14 protein-coding genes and 1 tRNA gene are annotated in these 17016 nt (G+C 36.8%); all 15 read right to left on the reverse strand.

The window, feature by feature from the left end; translation table 11 throughout:
* Positions 1–622: 622 nt before the first annotated feature.
* The 15 genes from ACFO7M_RS11845 to ACFO7M_RS11915 all read right to left on the reverse strand — a co-directional run bounded on the left by ACFO7M_RS11845 (position 623) and on the right by ACFO7M_RS11915 (position 17007).
* Positions 623–695, reverse strand: a tRNA-Arg gene (locus tag ACFO7M_RS11845).
* 57 nt (positions 696–752) lie between these two features.
* Positions 753–1202, reverse strand: coding sequence for a GatB/YqeY domain-containing protein (locus tag ACFO7M_RS11850; RefSeq protein WP_379716393.1), 450 nt, complete (start codon positions 1200–1202; stop codon positions 753–755).
* 169 nt (positions 1203–1371) lie between these two features.
* Complete coding sequence (gene ftsZ / locus ACFO7M_RS11855) at positions 1372–3357, reverse strand: cell division protein FtsZ (RefSeq protein WP_379716396.1); 1986 nt, start codon at positions 3355–3357, stop codon at positions 1372–1374.
* Between the two features lie 44 nt (positions 3358–3401).
* The gene (ftsA, locus tag ACFO7M_RS11860; RefSeq protein ID WP_379716399.1) at positions 3402–4778 is read right to left on the reverse strand and encodes a cell division protein FtsA; all 1377 of its coding nucleotides are present in this window, start codon (positions 4776–4778) and stop codon (positions 3402–3404) included.
* A 3-nt stretch (positions 4779–4781) separates the two neighbouring features.
* On the reverse strand, positions 4782–5507 hold the full coding sequence (locus tag ACFO7M_RS11865) for a cell division protein FtsQ/DivIB (RefSeq protein ID WP_379735834.1): 726 nt from the start codon (positions 5505–5507) through the stop codon (positions 4782–4784).
* The gene (gene murC / locus ACFO7M_RS11870; RefSeq protein ID WP_379735836.1) at positions 5500–6843 is read right to left on the reverse strand and encodes a UDP-N-acetylmuramate--L-alanine ligase; all 1344 of its coding nucleotides are present in this window, start codon (positions 6841–6843) and stop codon (positions 5500–5502) included. Before murC ends, ACFO7M_RS11865 begins: the two co-directional genes overlap by 8 nt.
* A gap of 4 nt (positions 6844–6847) precedes the next feature.
* Positions 6848–7942, reverse strand: coding sequence for an undecaprenyldiphospho-muramoylpentapeptide beta-N-acetylglucosaminyltransferase (gene murG / locus ACFO7M_RS11875; protein ID WP_379736049.1), 1095 nt, complete (start codon positions 7940–7942; stop codon positions 6848–6850).
* A gap of 2 nt (positions 7943–7944) precedes the next feature.
* A complete protein-coding gene (locus ACFO7M_RS11880; protein ID WP_379716408.1) occupies positions 7945–9240 on the reverse strand; it encodes an FtsW/RodA/SpoVE family cell cycle protein in 1296 nt (431 codons plus the stop codon).
* A gap of 43 nt (positions 9241–9283) precedes the next feature.
* Positions 9284–10615: a UDP-N-acetylmuramoyl-L-alanine--D-glutamate ligase gene (gene murD / locus ACFO7M_RS11885; RefSeq protein ID WP_379716411.1), complete on the reverse strand. Its 1332-nt coding sequence runs from the start codon at positions 10613–10615 to the stop codon at positions 9284–9286.
* Position 10616: 1 nt separating this feature from the next.
* Positions 10617–11846 carry a phospho-N-acetylmuramoyl-pentapeptide-transferase gene (gene mraY / locus ACFO7M_RS11890; RefSeq protein WP_379716414.1) on the reverse strand — a complete coding sequence of 410 codons (1230 nt, stop codon included), beginning with the start codon at positions 11844–11846 and terminating at the stop codon, positions 10617–10619.
* Between the two features lie 9 nt (positions 11847–11855).
* A complete protein-coding gene (locus ACFO7M_RS11895) occupies positions 11856–13319 on the reverse strand; it encodes a UDP-N-acetylmuramoyl-L-alanyl-D-glutamate--2,6-diaminopimelate ligase (RefSeq protein ID WP_379735838.1) in 1464 nt (487 codons plus the stop codon).
* Positions 13319–15319, reverse strand: coding sequence for a penicillin-binding protein (locus tag ACFO7M_RS11900; RefSeq protein WP_379735840.1), 2001 nt, complete (start codon positions 15317–15319; stop codon positions 13319–13321). The genes ACFO7M_RS11895 and ACFO7M_RS11900 overlap by 1 nt, the downstream gene beginning before the upstream one ends.
* On the reverse strand, positions 15310–15651 hold the full coding sequence (locus ACFO7M_RS11905; RefSeq protein WP_379735842.1) for an FtsL-like putative cell division protein: 342 nt from the start codon (positions 15649–15651) through the stop codon (positions 15310–15312). Before ACFO7M_RS11905 ends, ACFO7M_RS11900 begins: the two co-directional genes overlap by 10 nt.
* Positions 15651–16547 carry a 16S rRNA (cytosine(1402)-N(4))-methyltransferase RsmH gene (rsmH, locus tag ACFO7M_RS11910; protein WP_379735844.1) on the reverse strand — a complete coding sequence of 299 codons (897 nt, stop codon included), beginning with the start codon at positions 16545–16547 and terminating at the stop codon, positions 15651–15653. The genes ACFO7M_RS11905 and rsmH overlap by 1 nt, the downstream gene beginning before the upstream one ends.
* A complete protein-coding gene (locus tag ACFO7M_RS11915; RefSeq protein ID WP_379716430.1) occupies positions 16534–17007 on the reverse strand; it encodes a division/cell wall cluster transcriptional repressor MraZ in 474 nt (157 codons plus the stop codon). The genes rsmH and ACFO7M_RS11915 overlap by 14 nt, the downstream gene beginning before the upstream one ends.
* Positions 17008–17016: the final 9 nt, after the last annotated feature.

A 17016-nucleotide genomic window follows, 5' to 3' on the forward strand; every position in this document is an offset into this window, starting at 1 on the left:
GAACAATCTATCCTTAACAGAAATTACCCATTAGTAAAAGAGAAATATACCCATTGGAAAGAGAGTTATTGCTTCTGCGAAGAGTGTTTTTCTCACTACAGAAGGAGTTATTGCTACTGTGGAAAGGTTTTTCGCTACTGCGAAGAGGTTTCGCCTTACTGCAGAAAGAGATATCCTCACTGCAAGAAGATATGTTGCTACTGCAGAAAGAGTTCTCTTTACTGCGATGAGAGTTCTTCTAAATGCGAGAAGAAATATCGCTACTGCAGAAAGAGTTCTCGTTACTGCAATGAGAGCTCTTCTAAATGCAAAAAGAATTGCGCAATCTTATTTTAGAATCGGGCATCAGCTCTTCCTATCCCACAAAGCTCCGCTTCGCCATAGGGATTCAGCTCCACTGATCCCACAAAGCTCCGCTTCACCATAGGGATTCAGCTCCACTGATCCCACAAAGCTCCGCTTCACCATAGGGATTCAGCTCCACTGATCCCACAAAGCTCCGCTTCACCATAGGGATTCAGCTCCACTGATCCCACAAAGCTCCGCTTTGAGAATACAAAGAAGGGTAAAAAAACATTTCAAGCGAGCTTGATGTTTTTTTACCCTTCTTTGTATTCATTCGTGACCCCATCGGGATTCGAACCCAAATCGTCAGAACCGGAATCTGATATTCTATCCAATTGAACTATGGGGCCATACTTGATTATTAATCTTTTGGAGTATCTAAAAATCCAACAGTTTAATAATCCGATTTATGCTAAAAGTTTTTTAACAATATTCGAAATGGTCTTACCATCCGTTTGACCTGCCAATGCTTTTGAAGCAGCACCCATAACTTGTCCCATTGCTGCCATTCCAGAAAAACCACCATCAGCAATAATCTTTGCAACTGCAGCCTCAACTTCCGCTTCTGACATTTGCGCAGGTAAAAATTTCTCAATTACCGCAACTTGTGCAATTTCAGGCTCAGCCAAATCGGGACGATTTTGTTCCGTATAAATAGCTGCGCTGTCTTTGCGCTGTTTTACCAAACGTTGCAATAATTTAATTTCATCATCAGTCGACAATTCTTCCTTTGCTCCACTTTCTGTTTGTGCTAACAAAATAGCAGATTTAATTGCTCTTAACGCCTCTAAAGCTACAGTATCTTTAGCTCTCATTGCGTTTTTCATTTCGTCCATGATTTGTGCTGATAAACTCATACTATTTCAATTTTAAAGTGACGTAATTGGATTTGAAAAAACCAAAAAATCACCGTTATACTTATTATTTTTACTAAAATTCCTATGTTTAGGAATGCGACGCGAAGTTAAAAAAATAACCCGAAAAATCGATAGAAATTTCGGGTTACCACTATTTGATGTATATCTGTTAATCTACATTGTCATGTAAAAAAGAATTATTAGAACGCAATTGTACATCATCGTTACTGTCTAATCCTAATGACAATCTAGAACGATTATTATCGGCAGGATTGTTATTGGTAACATCTATTCCCATACGCTTGTAAGCCGGTACTTTTTCAAATTCATCAACACGAGCAGCGTTATTATGGAATTTATAATTGAATTCCTTCATCTTACGACGACGTTCTTCTGCTCTTAATTTCAATGATTCTTCAATCGACATTTCAGTTGGTGCGAATGCATCATTCATGAATGATGGTTGTGCTACTGGATTTTGAGGTTCTACCTGCTTCACCGTAATATTCAATTCCGCTGGAGTCACTTCAACAACTGGCTCTTCTTTTTTAGCTTGAACGAACTGACTTTCCACTTCCATATACTCTTCCAAAGAATGACGAATTACACCATTTTGAGTTACTTCCGTCACAGGAACAAACTCAACAGCATCGTTCACTTTAATATCTTTGATTTCATTCGTTAGATCAAAAATCAATCGATCGGTATTTACTTTTGGCTCTTCCACTTTCGCGATTGGAAGGTCAAATGTGAACGCAATTTGTTCTGGTTCTGCAACCACGAACTGAGGTTCAACCACTTCAATTTCTTTTACTTCCGGAGATGTAAAATAGAACTCACTCTCGTTCACCTGATTCGGCGAAACGATTTCGAATGTTACATCTAGATTTTTAATGAATTCAGTAGTTGGCACCAAATCCATTGTAAAATAAGGCTCCACCAAATCTGGAGTAGTTATTTCTTCTTCTAATGAAAATACAATTTTCTCTTCAACAACCGGTGCAGGCGTTTCGTTTACAACCGGCGCTACAGGAACTGCTTGTGTAATTGGAGATGAAAAATCAAATCCTTTTGCCTCAAAAGTCTGCGTCAAATTGTGCACTAACCTTTGTTCATCTTCCAACGAATGAATGATTTTTTTAGGCTCTGTATTTACGATTTCAGCTTGTTGTTCTACACAAAATCCAGTTGCAATAATCGTCACTGCAATTTTATCACCTAAAGTTTCATCTTCACCGACACCCATGATGATGTTTGCATTGAATCCAGCTTCGGTTTGAATGTGATCATTGATTTCGCCAATTTCGTCAATAGTAATTTCGTTGGTTCCAGAAACGATAAGCAACAATACGTTTTTAGCACCAGTGATTTTATTATCATTCAAAAGCGGAGAATCCAACGCAGAAACAATGGCTTCTTTGGCACGGTTTTCACCATCAGCCATAGCAGAACCCATAATCGCAGTACCTGAATTAGCCAAAACAGTTTTAGCATCTTTCAAGTCGATATTCTGAGTATAGTGATGCGTAATTACTTCCGCAATTCCACGAGAAGCTGTAGCTAAAACTTCATCCGCTTTGGAGAATCCTGCTTTGAAGCCAAGATTTCCATACACTTCTCTTAATTTATTATTATTGATTACAATCAAGGAATCAACTTGTCTTCTTAATTTTTCAACACCAAGTAAAGCTTGTTCAGAACGAATTTTTCCTTCAAACTGGAAAGGAATAGTAACGATTCCTACAGTAAGAATATCTCTTTCTTTAGCCAATTGAGCGATTACAGGTGCAGCTCCAGTTCCGGTTCCGCCACCCATACCAGCAGTAATGAAAACCATTTTAGTATTCACATCAAGCATTTTCTCGATATCCTCAATACTTTCCAATGCAGATTGTTGTCCAACATCAGGATTAGCTCCAGCACCTAAACCTTCAGTTAAATTAACCCCCAACTGAATTTTATTAGGTACAGGACTGTTTTGCAATGCCTGTGAATCAGTATTACAAACAATAAAGTCTACTCCCTTGATACCTTGCTTGAACATGTGATTGATAGCATTACTACCTCCACCACCTACTCCAATTACTTTTATCACATTCGATTGATTTTTAGGCAAATCGAAAGCGATGCTTCCAAATTCTGAGTTGCTTTCCATACTATTTGGTTTTTTTTACTTTGTGTTACTTGCGACAATACCGATTACTCTGCGTTGTCTAAAAAATCTTTTATTTTGTCTATGTATTTGTCGAAAAACGACTTTCTGATTGTTTTTTCAGTTGTTTTGGTATCCGCCATTTTTGCCTCTTCCAAAACTTTTTCAGCCTCTTGTTGCAACAACTGCTTTTCTTCAATTGTCGGCTGTTGAACTAATACCGGCTCAGGTACATAATTTTCTTGTGGCACCGCACTCACCGTATTGTTACGAACACTGTTCATAACCAATCCGACTGCTGTTGCATACAAAGGACTTGAAATTTCTTCCCCAGAATTTCCTGCCAAATGCTCATTTGGATAACCAATACGAGTATCCATACCTGTAATATATTCTACCAATTGCTTGATGTGTTTCAACTGTGACCCACCACCTGTTAATACAATTCCAGCAATTAGTTTTTTTCTTGGATCTTCGTGACCATACGCTTTGATTTCCGTGTAAACCTGCTCTATTATTTCCACAACACGCGCATGGATAATTTTAGACAGATTTTTCAATGAAATCTCTTTAGGATCACGACCACGCAAACCAGGAATAGATACAATTTCATTGTCTTTATTTTCTCCTGGCCAAGCGGAACCAAATTTTGTTTTTAACAATTCGGCTTGTTTTTCGATAATCGAACAACCTTCCTTGATGTCTTCCGTGATTACATTCCCCCCAAAAGGAACTACCGCCGTGTGGCGAATAATTCCGTCTTTAAAAATGGCCAAATCCGTTGTTCCACCACCTATATCTATCAAAGCCACACCGGCTTCTTTTTCTTCCTGACTTAATACTGCGTCTGCCGAAGCCAATGGTTCCAATGTCAAACCTGACAAATCCAGACCTGCGCTTTTAATACATCTCCCCACATTGCGTATTGAAGAAGCCTGACCCACTACGACATGAAAACTAGCTTCTAATCTTCCACCATACATTCCGATTGGTTCTTTGATTTCAGATTGCCCATCGATTTTGAACTCCTGTGGTAATACATGAATAATTTCTTCACCAGGCAACATAGCCAGTTTTTGCACTTGATTAATCAAAAGATCAATATCCTTCTCACTGATTACTTCTTCCGCATTAGGTCTTGAAATATAATCGCTATGCTGTATACTACGAATGTGCTGGCCAGCAATGCCCACCACCACATCTTTGATTTTAAAACCAGAATCCTCCTCTGCCAAAGCAATTGCTTCTTGAATTGATTGAATAGTTTGTGTAATATTATTTACCACACCACGAGCAACACCCAAACTTTTAGACTTACCAACGCCTAAAATTTCAAGTTTACCGTACTCATTTTTTTTACCAATCATAGCTACGATTTTAGTCGTACCTATATCAAGTCCTACTGCTATTCTCTCTCTTTCCATACCTTATTCTTTTGTACAAACCACCTGTTTTGTAAACTTCAAATTGATACTCTTATACGAATCAATTAAAGTGTCCTGTACAGCTTTTTGAAAAAACGCTTTATAGTTATTAAATTTTCTCTCCATGTTAATGGTTCGTCCAAAAACAATATCATAACCATAATTTCTATTCTTCATGATCACACTTCCATCCTCCAAAACCTGCATACCGATGATATTTTTTTTCAAAAAATCATCGTTATAAATCATCTGTAACAGAGACACGAAATTCTTGTCTTTGGCAGTGTTAATTTTACCATAAACAAGCGGCACTCTGGCACTAAAATTTTTTGAAAGCGGCATCTTACCTCCCTCATAATCAATATAAAAAGAGGCATTGTTACTAAAAACACGTGCGATTGGGGACTTCTGCTTAACGACCGTTTTTAGCTTACCATCAACACTCACATATACCTCAGAATCTTCTATTAGGCTGTGTTTATTAAGGGTTTGCTCAATACTCTTCAAATCTATATCTTCTTTTTTAATCGTAGATATACCTCCAAATTTTTCTATCAACAAGTTATTAACCATTTCGTGGGTTACAAACGGACTCTCAGCATTTAAAAATTCAATCTGAGGTTTGGAAATTTTTCGTTGTTCATTCCTTTTTGAAGTAAATGAATACAAAAAAATAACCAATCCAAAAATGGCAATCAACTGAATATTTAACACCCAATTTTTACGCATCTAATGCTTTTTTAATTTCTGGAACCATTTCTCCCACATCACCTGCTCCTATTGTAACAATAACAGGCGCATCAGATGTTTGCAACAATCCAATCAATTCATTTTTTTGAACTAATTTTTTATTTGGATTTTCTATCTTATCTAACAACCATTGCGAAGTTACACCTTCCATCGGTAACTCACGCGCTGGGTAAATTTCCATCAACAAAACTTCGTCAAACTGTGACAAACTTGTAGCAAAATCATCTGCAAAATCACGAGTTCTGCTGAACAAATGCGGCTGAAACACAGCCAATACTTTTTTACCGGGATACAACTCACGAACTGCTTGATGTACCGCGTTAATCTCAGTGGGATGGTGCGCATAATCATCGATATACACAAAATCCGGTTTTCTGATTTGGAATGAAAAACGACGTTTTACTCCTTTAAATGTTGCTAACGCTTTAGCAATAGCGTCGGTTGGGGTTCCGAACGTACTAGCCATTGCCAAAGCCAGCAACGCATTGGTTAAGTTATGCTTTCCTGGTAATCCAAATTTTATATCTTTAATCTCTTCTGTTGGTGTTGTTACATCAAACACATACCAACCGTCGACTATTCTAACATTATGCGCTACAAACTTTGACCCGTCATTTACACCAACAGTAATCCCCTCCAAAGGCAAGCCATTGATTACAAACAGGTTAGTTTTATCCGTTACTTTATCTGCAAATTCCTGAAAGGAAGCTTTGATAGAAGCATCATCGCCATAAATATCCAAATGATCTGCATCCATCGAAGTGATGCAGGCTAAATTGGGGTGCAAATGTAAAAAAGATCTATCAAATTCATCCGCTTCCACAACAGTAATTGTTTTACCGGTACCTATTAAATTGGAATTATAGTTTTCGACTATCCCACCCAAAAAAGCTGTTACATCAGCGCCACTTTCATATAAAACATGACCTAAAATGCTGGAAGTCGTTGTTTTACCATGCGTACCCGCCACCGCAAAACAGTAGGTATCTTTAGTAATAATTCCCAAAACTTCAGCACGTTTTTTTACCACGTAGTCATTATCCAAAAAGTAATTCCACTCCGTATGGTTTTTTGGTACAGCCGGTGTAATAATTACCAAAGTATTTTCTTTTGTGAAATCAGCAGGAATTTGTTGAATATCATCTTCAAAATGAATCGTTATTCCACTAGCAACCAATTCCTCCGTAAGCATGGTTAGCGTTTTATCATATCCTGTCACTTTTTTTCCAATGAATTTAAAGTAACGGGCCAAGGCACTCATTCCGATACCTCCGATTCCGATAAAATAAACGTTATGTATTTGATTTAAATTCATTTTCTTATTTCACTAATTTTACTATTTCATCAACTATTTGCTTCGTTGCATCAGGCAAAGCCAATTTTTTAATATTCTCACTTAAACTTTGCTGTTTCCCTTTATCTTTCAACAATGCTTCAAAAACAGTTTCGAATTGCGTATCCAATTCATTCTCTTTCATCAGAATTGCTCCCTGTTTATTTACAATGGCCTGAGCATTTTTAGTTTGATGATCTTCTGCCACATTAGGTGACGGAATAAAAACAACCGGCTTACCTACAATCGCTAATTCAGAAACTGACGATGCGCCAGACCTTGATATCACAATATCCGCAGCAGCATAAACCAGATCCATTCGATCTATAAAAGCAAGTACCTGAACGCCTTCTTTTTGAGAAAATTGTTGGTATTCCTCCAAATACAATTTCCCGCATTGCCAGATAATTTGTACATTTTGAGACAACAACCAATCCAATTCTTTAGCAATCAACTGATTAATTCTTCTCGCTCCTAAACTCCCACCTAAAATCAATAGTGTTTTTTTTTCCGCATCTAACTTAAAATAAGTCAACGCTTCCTCTCTTTTATCTTCAACAGCAATCAAATCCTGACGGACTGGATTACCAGTAAGTCTCATATTTTTTATTGGAAAAAATCGTTCCAAATTTTCATACGCAACACAAATTTTGTTTGCCTTTTTACTTAATAATTTATTGGTTATTCCCGGATAAGAATTCTGTTCCTGAATTACCGTAGGTATTCCTAACATCGAAGCCACTTTTAATACTGCTCCACTGGCGAAACCTCCAGTCCCAATTACCACATCTGGTTTAAAATTTTTAATAATACCGAAAGACTTAGCCAAGCTAGATATCAACTTCAAAGGAAACATTGCATTTTGAAGTGTCAATTTTCGTTGAATACCGGCTATCCACAATCCTTTGATTGAATATCCCGCTTGAGGCACTTTTTGCATTTCCATTTTATCACTGGCGCCCACAAAAAGAATATCCGCTTTTGGGAAACGAGCTTTTAACTCGTTAGCAATAGCGATTGCAGGATAGATATGCCCACCTGTTCCTCCACCACTGATTATAAATTTTGGATTTTCTTTCATCATTATTTATTTAAAACCGCATTCATTGGATTAGCAACATCTTCAATTGAATAACCTTCTTCAAAAATTTCTTCTTGCTTTTCTTCATCTGCCAATTCTCTATCAATAATACGTTGTAAAGCTTCCTCTCTCTTTTGTTTATCTAACGTTTCTTGCGCAATTTCTTCTTCTTTTTTGGTTACATTCAAAATGATTCCCAAAGCAGCACACGTCATCCAAATGGAAGTACCACCACTACTGATCAAAGGCAATGTTTGTCCTGTTGTAGGCAATAATTCGACTGCCACTCCCATATTAATAAATGCTTGGAAAATAATTGGAAAGCCCAATCCTGCCACCACCAACTTTCCGAAGACTGTTGGCGCTTTGTACGAAGCGATTACAAATCGAATAAACAAAATCAAATAGATCAGAATAATAAAAAAAGCACCCGCAAGTCCTAACTCTTCCACAATAATGGCAAAAATGAAATCGGAAGAAGATTGCGGCAAAAAGTTTTTTTGAATGCTTTTACCCGGACCTAAACCATAAACTCCACCGGATGCAATGGCTGTTTTTGCTTTTTCGATTTGGTAATCATCTTCATCAGGCACGTCTGACGTAAAATTTTCTATACGGCTAATCCATGTATCCACACGGTTTGGAAAAGCATCTGGAAAAGCCTTAACTAAAAGCACAAAAAATGCAAAAGCTAAAATTCCCATCCCTACAATTACAGCACTATTTTTGATTGGATACCTTCCAACAAATGTCAACATTAACACCATTGAAAAAATCAAGGCAGTTGTTGAAAAATTCGCTGGTAAAATCAATGCTAAAGTGATGAATACCGGAATCCAAAGTTCTACAAATGACTTTTGAAAAGTCATTTCTTCTATTTCTGTTTTAGATAAATAGCGAGCAACAAACAAAAACAACACAATTCCTGCAAATGCTGAAGGTTGGAATGTAATACCTACAAAGGGAACCGAAATCCAACGACTGGCATTCGCACCTTCAATCATTGTTCCTTTGAGCATGGTATAAGCCAACAATATCCACGCAATTGGCAACAATATTCTTGATATACTCCTAAAGTAATGGTATGGAATTTTTTGTACTTGGAACATAATCCAAATACCCGCAGCCAAGTGAATTAAATGTTTAATCAAATAGACTAAGGTATTTCCTGTTCCATGTTTTTGATAAGCCAAATTACTACTTGCGCTATACACAGGTATAAAAGAGATGAGAGCCAACAGTGCTACCATTGCCCAAATCACTTTATCTCCTTTCAAATTATGTATTAACGTCTTCATAGTTCCTTTTTAAGCAGTAAAGTTGCTTACGACTTTATTGCAATTATAAATTTTGTACTGCTTGTTTGAACTGGCGACCACGATCTTCGTAGTTTTCAAACAAATCAAAACTAGCACATGCTGGCGACAACAATACAGAATCCCCTTTTTCAGCAATTTTATACGCCTGTCTCACCGCTTCAACCATACTTGATGCTTCTACCAAAGTATCTACTACGCCAGCGAAAGCTTCAATAATTTTTTTATTATCAATACCCAAACACACAATTGCTTTCACTTTTTCATTTACCAACGGCATCAATTCAGTATAATCATTGCCTTTATCCACACCACCAACAATCCAAACTGTTGGAGTAGTCATGCTATCCAAAGCGAAAAACGTTGCATTCACATTAGTAGCTTTAGAATCGTTTATGTATTGTACATTTTGAATCTTAAGCACTTTTTCCAAACGATGTTCCACACCTTGGAAATCAGATAAACTTTCACGAATCGTTTCTTTTCTGATTTTCAATAGTTGTGCAACTGTAGCGGCTGCCATGGCGTTTTTAACGTTGTGTTTTCCTTCTAATGATAATTGATTTGTTGGCATAACAAAAGTTTCTTTTGTGGTATTGATATTAATATTATTTTCTTCTAAAAAAGCTCCAAAATCCAAAGGTTTTGTCAATGAAAAAGGAACCAGTTTTGCTTTGGTGGTATTGTTTTCCAACCAATTTTTTATTGCTTCGTCGTCTGCATCATAAATCAGATAATCCTCTTCCGTTTGATTCATTGTAATTCTGAATTTAGCGGCGATATAATTTTCGAATTTGTATTCGTATCGATCTAAATGATCCGGACTTATATTTGTAATGATGGCGATATGCGGTTTATACGTTTCAATCCCATCCAACTGAAAACTACTCAACTCCAAAACATACGTATCGTATTTTCCTTCAGCGACCTGCCATGCATAACTCTTTCCAATATTTCCGGCCAAACCAACATTTAAACCTGCTTGTTTTAATAAATGATAGGTTAACATCGTGGTGGTCGTTTTCCCGTTGCTTCCAGTAATCCCAATTGTTACAGCATCTGAAAACTGATTGGTAAATTCTATCTCCGATAAAATTGGAATATTGGCCTCAATTAGTTTTTTAACTATTGGTGCTTTGTCCGGAATACCCGGACTTTTCATCACCACATCCGCATTAAGAATTAACTCTTCTGTATGCTTTTCGTCTTCAAATTTGATTTTATGAAGTGACAACACTTCTTTATAATTGTTTTTTATCTGTCCAAAATCAGATACAAAAACTTCATATCCCTTTTTCTTTCCTAAGATAGCAGTACCTACACCGCTCTCTCCTCCACCTAAAACTACTAATCGCATATTATCTTAATTTTAGGGTTACAATTGACACAATAGCCAATAAAATTCCAACAATCCAAAAACGGGTTACAATTTTACTTTCGTGATACCCTTTTTTCTGATAGTGATGATGTAGCGGTGACATCAAGAATATACGTCGACCTTCACCGTATTTCTTTTTAGTATATTTGAAATAAGCAACCTGTAGTACCACCGATAAATTTTCGGCCAAGAAGATTCCACAAATCACAGGAATCAACATTTCTTTACGAACAGCAATTGCCAACACAGCGATTACACCACCGATGGTTAAACTTCCGGTATCCCCCATAAATACAGCCGCCGGATAACTGTTGTACCATAAAAAGCCAACTAATGCACCAACAAAAGCAGCTATAAAAACAGTCATTTCACCAGAATTCGGGATAAACATGATATTCAGATAATTCGAAAAAATGATATTTCCTGAAACAAAAGTAAATACACCTAAAGCAACCACAGAAATTGCAGAAGTTCCCGCAGCCAATCCATCGATACCATCCGTTAAATTAGCACCATTGGAAACTGCAGTGATAATAAAAATCACAATTGGAATAAACACCAACCATGCCCAATTTTCGTAACCATCACCAGTCCATGCTAATAATTCAGCGTAGTCGAATTCATTATTTTTAAAAAAAGGAATCGTAGTTGCGGTCGATTTTTCTTCCAACGAAACTGGATTGATTGTATTTTGAACTGAATTCACTACAATCTTTGTAGGTTGAGCATCTTGTCTAACTGTTACTGCAGGATGGAAATACAAAGTAGCACCTACAATTATTCCAAGACCAATTTGACCTATTACTTTAAATATACCTTTTAAACCTGCTTTATCTTTTTTGAATACTTTAATATAATCGTCAAGAAATCCGATAAGTCCCATCCACAACATGGAAACTATTAAAAGAATGATATAGATATTGTTCAGTTTTGCCAAAAGAAATACCGGAATCAAGGTAGAGAAAATAATAATAATTCCTCCCATCGTAGGCGTTCCCGCTTTTTGAGTTTGTCCATCCAAACCTAATTCACGAACTGTCTCTCCAATTTGTTGACGGCGTAAAAAGCCAATAACACGTTTACCGTAAATAGTAGACAACAACAAAGACATAATAATAGCCAATGCCGATCTAAACGTGATATACTGGAAAACTCCCGTTCCCGGAACATCTAAAGATTTATCTAAATATTCAAATAAGTAGTATAACATACCTTGTGGTTATTTGTTAAGTTGTTCTAATATTTCTTGTACAATTTTCATATCGTCAAAATCATGACGTACTCCATTTATTTCCTGATAGGTTTCGTGTCCTTTGCCCGCAATTACAATAATATCTTTGCTTTCCGCCATTTGACAAGCCGTTTTAATCGCTTGCTTTCTATCTAAAATCGACACATATTTTTTAAAATTTTCGGCCGAAATACCAGCTTCCATTTCATTCAAAATCACTTGTGGATCTTCAGTTCGTGGGTTATCCGATGTTAGTATCACATTGTCGCTCAATTCGGTAGCAATTTTTGCCATTATTGGTCGCTTTGTTTTATCTCTGTCGCCTCCACAACCCACTACTGTGATTAATTTTTCATTTTTAGTACGGATATCATTTATTGTATTCAATACATTTTCCAACGCATCAGGCGTGTGTGCATAATCTACCACCGCTGTAATTTTTTGATTTGAAACGATGTATTGAAATCTTCCTGAAACACTTTCCAATTCCGATAACAATCGCAAAGCTTCAATTTTCTCAATCCCTAATTCCACAGCAACTGCATAAATCGCCAGTAAATTATAGGCATTAAAATTTCCGATTAAACGAGTCCAAACTTCTTGCTCATTCACTTTTAATTGCAAGCCAGATAATTGATTTTCCAAAATAACGGCCTTATAATCGGCATAAGTTTTCAGAGCATAGGTCAATTTTCTCGCCTGCGTATTTTGAAGCATTACACTTCCGTTTTTATCATCGATATTCGTAATCGCAAAAGCAGATTTCGGCAAGGAATCAAAAAATGATTTTTTCACATCACGGTATTCGGCGAATGTTGGATGATAATCCAAATGGTCGTGAGACAAATTGGTAAAAACTCCGCCCGTGAAGTGTAATCCTTCGGTACGTTTTTGATGAATCCCATGAGAACTCACTTCCATGAAACAATACTCACAACCTTCTTCAACCATTTCATTCATATAATGATTGATGGTTAATGAATCAGGAGTGGTATGAGTTGCTTTATATTCGGTATCGTCAACTAGAATTTTCACTGTTGAAAGCAAACCAACTTTATAACCTGCCTTTTTAAACATTTGGTACAATAGCGACGCAATAGTTGTCTTACCATTGGTTCCAGTTATACCTATTAATTGCAGTTTTTGTGATGGATTGTCATAAAAATTAGCCGCTAAACACGCCAGAGCCTCATTGGTATCTTTGACTTGAATATAAGTTATTTGAGACAATAAATTAGCTGGCAAATCTTCGCATACAATAGCTGCAGCTCCAAGAGAAATCGCCTTATCAATAAATTGATGACCATTGGAAATAGTCCCTTTGATTGCTACAAACACATCATTATTACTCACATTACGCGAGTCAAAATGAATGGCATTCACTTGAATATCTGTTGTACCATGAACAGATTCAATACCAACTTTGTATACTATGTCTTTTAAGTTTTGCATTATGACAACTCAAGAATTATTGTGTTATTTTTTAAAATAGGCTGACCTGGAAGAATTGATTGTTTCTTTACTTTTCCGATGCCAATTACCTTAACTTTCATGTTTAGGTTTTCCAGCAGCGCTACCGCATCCATACCTGGCATACCTTTCAAATTAGGCACAACGGATGGTTTTTTATTTACCTTTTCGTTGTAGGCTAGATAACTAGCCTCTTGATTTTTGAATTTTCTTTTTAAATCTTTTATTTTATTGGTAGATGGCACATCAGTAAACACTTTTTGAGCGATACGTTTAAAAACCGGGCCAGCTACATCTGCACCATAATAATTATTTTTCGAAGTATTCGGTTTATGTACAACAACAATGCAAGAATATTTTGGATTATCTGCTGGAAAATAACCAACAAACGAAGATGCATAATACATTTCTGTATCTCCCTTATGATAAGCCATCTGAACCGTCCCTGTTTTACCTGCCATTGAAAAATCTTTAGAATACAATTTCGAACCCGTTCCTTGTTTTACTACGTTTTTCAAAACAGCATTTACTTTTTTCAATGTTGGGTCAGAACATATTTTAGGATTAATCACCTGCTTGTCAAACTTTTTGATGGTTTTGTTCCATTCTTTCACCTCTTGAACAAACATCGGCTTTACCATTTCGCCATTGTTCGCAACGGCATTGTACAATGTCAATGTTTGTAGCGGAGTAACAGATACTCCGTAACCAAATGCCATCCAAGGAAGAGAGATTCCGCTCCAGCCATTCTCGCCGGGTTGTGGTATTCGAGGAATACCCTCTCCTTTAAATGGTAAACCAAGAGGTTTGTTAAGCCCTAAATTATTTATTCGGTCAACAAACTGTTTTGGGTTGGTTTTATAATTTTCATAAACTGCTTGAACCAAAACTGTATTCGAAGAAACTTCGAAACCACGGGCTAATGAAATTTTTCCGTAACCACCTTTATGAGAATCGCGTACATGTCGCCCTTTATAAATTATATCTCCTCCTTTCGAATCATACACTTTACCAGTATCAATTTTCTCGTCATCCAGAAGTGCGATTAAATCCACTAACTTAAACGTTGACCCGGGTTCGTGTGATTCGCCGATAGCATAATTCACAGTTTCATAGTAAGTACCATCTTTACCTCTACCCAAATTGGAAATTGCTTTTACAGCACCCGTTTTGGTTTCCATAACGACAACACAACCATGATCCGCCTCATACTCTTCCAATTGTTTTAATAAAGCGTGATGCGCAATATCCTGAACGTAAACATCTATAGTAGAAACAATATCGTAGCCGTCACGAGGTTCCACTTCGTTATTATCGTGAATGGGCTTCCATTGGCCTTTTGCAATTTTTTGCTTTAAAATCTTACCATCTTTACCGTTTAAGTATTTACTAAAAGCACCTTCAATACCCACAGGAAGCAACCTTCCTTTTTCATCATATCGCTCGTAACCGATAGTCCTTTTCGCAATTTTACCGATTGGATGCTCACGCACAGTTTCTTGCTCGGTTATCATCCCTCCTTTGTAAGCTCCCAAATTGAATAAAGGAAAACCTTTAATCGTCATATACTGCGTATAACTCAAGTCGCGAGCTACTAAAAAATAGCGATTTTTATTTGCTTTCGCTTTACGGAATTCATTCAAATACACCGAACTAGACTTTCCTAAGAACTTTCCTAATGAATCAGACAAAGGCTTTACATATTTATCAAAAGTCTCTTTTGATGGAGCCACTGCATCAAAACGAATCGTATATTCCGGAATAGATGTTGCAAGTAAACTTCCGTCAGAAGAATACACATTCCCTCTATTTGCAGGAATTACAAAGTTTTTAACCGTCCGTTCTTTTGCCAATTGACGGTAATAATCGCCTTCCACCCACTGAATGTTCGTTAGCTTAACGCCAACAGCAGTCACCATAATCAAAATGATTAAAGCCACTACATAAATACGATTCAATATGTTTCTGTTTTCTACTGCCATAGGTTATCCCAAGCTGTTTTTTCTTTTATAACTTTTATTTTTTTTGGAGGAACCGAAGAGGGAAAAATTTCTTTTTTTTCCATTTTTTCAGCTACAGACGATTCCATTTTAATCTTCATCAACTCCGAACGACGGTCTACAAATTCTGATCGTAATTCTTTTACTTCATTGGTCAACTCCGCTATTTCGAAAATTTTCTTTTCATAACTATGTGTGTTCGCAATCATGATTATGGCCAAGAAAATCAAATAGACAATGAACTGCCAATTTTTGATCGCATCCTCGTTCACCAAGAACCTGGCTTTCAACAAGCTATACAACTTCCCTTTCATTATATTTTTTCAGCTATTCTCAATTTAGCACTTCTCGCTCTGTTGTTGATTTTAATCTCAACATCAGTTGGCACTATTAATTTCCCAATTGCTTTAAAAGGAACTTCAAATCGACCAAACATATCCCTTTCAGGTTCTCCTTCAAACATTCCGTTTTTGATAAAGCGTTTAACCAATCGATCTTCCAATGAATGATAGGAAATCACACTCAAGCGTCCACCGGTATCCAAAACTTCTAATGTTTGTTCCAAGAATTCTTTCAAAACTTCCATTTCTTGATTCACTTCAATACGAATCGCTTGATAGATTTGCGCCAAAATTTTATTCGCTTTGTGCGCTGGTAAAAAACGAGCCAACACCTGTTTCAGATCTTCCGTATTTACGATTCGCTCCTTTTCCCTAGCCTCAACGATTGCTCTCGCTAACGCCGCTGCATTTTTAAGCTCACCATACTCTAAAAAAATACGACGTAAATTTTTATCGTCGTATTCGTTAACCACCCTGTATGCACTCAATTCATTTTTCTTACTCATGCGCATGTCCAGTTCAGCATCGAATCGCGTTGAAAAACCTCGTTCCGGAACATCAAACTGATGTGACGAAACCCCAAGGTCTCCTAAAATTCCGTCAACTTTTTTAATTCCGTAGAAACGAAGAAATCTTTTGATAAATCTGAAGTTTTCTTTAATCAGCGTAAAACGTTCGTCTTGAATTTCATTTACCCAAGCATCTTCATCTTGATCAAAGGCAAACAATTTTCCATTCGGTCCTAATTGAGACAATATCTCCCTAGAGTGACCACCACCTCCAAATGTCACATCAACATAAACCCCATCAGGCTTAATATTCAAGCCTTCCACCGTTTCCTTTAACAATACCGGATTATGATATTCCATCTAACTCATCGTTTATGTTACCCATTACTTCCTCTGCCAAATCTGCAAAATCTACATCTGCATCATCAATAGCTTTTTCATACAAATCCTTATCCCAAATCTCAACAATATTAACCGCCGAAGACAACACCACATTACTGGTAATCGAAGCAAACAATGCCAAATCTTTAGGTATCAACAACCTTCCTGTCGAATCAATTTCCAACATACGCACACCCACTGTAAATCGTCGAATGAAATCATTGTGTTTTTTATTGAATCGATTAAGTTTGTTGATTTTTTGCATCATTAAATTCCATTCTGCCATAGGATACAACTCCAAACATTGCTGAAAAACAGATCGCTTTAATACGAAACCATCCTGCAACGAAGAAGCCAACTGATTCTTCAAAGCCACAGGTAACATCAACCTGCCCTTTGCATCAGCCTTACATTCATATGTTCCAATAATGGTATTCAATGAGTTACA

This window comes from Flavobacterium sp. GCM10023249 (assembly GCF_042653365.1).
Taxonomy (GTDB): Bacteria; Bacteroidota; Bacteroidia; order Flavobacteriales; family Flavobacteriaceae; genus Flavobacterium.

What these genes read in the sequence shown, in the direction of transcription:
- ACFO7M_RS11850 (WP_379716393.1), bottom strand. Translation starts at nt 1,202, where the DNA reads ATGAGTTTATCAGCACAAATCATGGACGAAATGAAAAACGCAATGAGA.
- ftsZ (WP_379716396.1), bottom strand. Translation starts at nt 3,357, where the DNA reads ATGGAAAGCAACTCAGAATTTGGAAGCATCGCTTTCGATTTGCCTAAA.
- ftsA (WP_379716399.1), bottom strand. Translation starts at nt 4,778, where the DNA reads ATGGAAAGAGAGAGAATAGCAGTAGGACTTGATATAGGTACGACTAAA.
- ACFO7M_RS11865 (WP_379735834.1), bottom strand. Translation starts at nt 5,507, where the DNA reads ATGCGTAAAAATTGGGTGTTAAATATTCAGTTGATTGCCATTTTTGGA.
- murC (WP_379735836.1), bottom strand. Translation starts at nt 6,843, where the DNA reads ATGAATTTAAATCAAATACATAACGTTTATTTTATCGGAATCGGAGGT.
- murG (WP_379736049.1), bottom strand. Translation starts at nt 7,942, where the DNA reads ATGAAAGAAAATCCAAAATTTATAATCAGTGGTGGAGGAACAGGTGGG.
- ACFO7M_RS11880 (WP_379716408.1), bottom strand. Translation starts at nt 9,240, where the DNA reads ATGAAGACGTTAATACATAATTTGAAAGGAGATAAAGTGATTTGGGCA.
- murD (WP_379716411.1), bottom strand. Translation starts at nt 10,615, where the DNA reads ATGCGATTAGTAGTTTTAGGTGGAGGAGAGAGCGGTGTAGGTACTGCT.
- mraY (WP_379716414.1), bottom strand. Translation starts at nt 11,846, where the DNA reads ATGTTATACTACTTATTTGAATATTTAGATAAATCTTTAGATGTTCCG.
- ACFO7M_RS11895 (WP_379735838.1), bottom strand. Translation starts at nt 13,319, where the DNA reads ATGCAAAACTTAAAAGACATAGTATACAAAGTTGGTATTGAATCTGTT.
- ACFO7M_RS11900 (WP_379735840.1), bottom strand. Translation starts at nt 15,319, where the DNA reads ATGGCAGTAGAAAACAGAAACATATTGAATCGTATTTATGTAGTGGCT.
- ACFO7M_RS11905 (WP_379735842.1), bottom strand. Translation starts at nt 15,651, where the DNA reads ATGAAAGGGAAGTTGTATAGCTTGTTGAAAGCCAGGTTCTTGGTGAAC.
- rsmH (WP_379735844.1), bottom strand. Translation starts at nt 16,547, where the DNA reads ATGGAATATCATAATCCGGTATTGTTAAAGGAAACGGTGGAAGGCTTG.